Source organism: Arthrobacter sp. GMC3 (assembly GCF_002929305.1).
Classification (GTDB): Bacteria; Actinomycetota; Actinomycetes; order Actinomycetales; family Micrococcaceae; genus Specibacter.
Genome location: NZ_PJIO01000114.1, coordinates 1 through 592 on the forward strand (window position 1 = coordinate 1; position 592 = coordinate 592).

Sequence of the window (592 nt, forward strand, 5' to 3'; positions counted from 1 at the left end):
GCCACGCCATCCGGATAGCCGCCCCAGGCGCGGATGACGTAGACCAGAATGCCGACGCCAACACCGAAGATGAGACGCCCGAGCGGGCTGGTGGCGCTGCTGACCGGATCGGTGACGATGAAGAACGCGCCTAGCATGGTGGCGCCGCTGAGCAGATGGAACAGCGGCGAGCCGTTGCTATCGGAGCCCGAGCCATTCCAGAACACCAGGCTCATCACCACCAGCGCAGCGAGCATGCCCACTGGCGCATGCCAGCTGAGCAGCCTTTTGTGCAATAGGAACAGGCCGCCGGCCAGGAAAGCCAGGTTCACCACCTCCGAACCGATACCGCCAAAGTGGCCGAACGCCGGATTGCTCCACAGCTCGTCGATGGTCAGGCTTTTGTTCACCTTCAGTACGTCGAGGGCCGTGGCCTGGGTCCAGCCATCGGGCAGCGAGGCGATGCCGAGGATGTGCTGCAGGCCGGCACCCAGCCCGACGCTGTGCGGCACAGGCCAGGTTGTCATTTCGACCGGGAAGGAAATCAGCACCACCACGTAGCCGATCATCGCCGGGTTGAAGGGGTTCTGGCCAAGGCCGCCATACAGCTGTT

1 protein-coding gene is annotated in these 592 nt (G+C 64.0%); it reads right to left on the minus strand.

Translation table 11 applies throughout. The annotated features are described in order from the left end of the window. Window positions 1-592: RnfABCDGE type electron transport complex subunit D (locus CXQ94_RS23895; protein ID WP_146070418.1), on the minus strand; the 592-nt coding region annotated here is incomplete at both ends.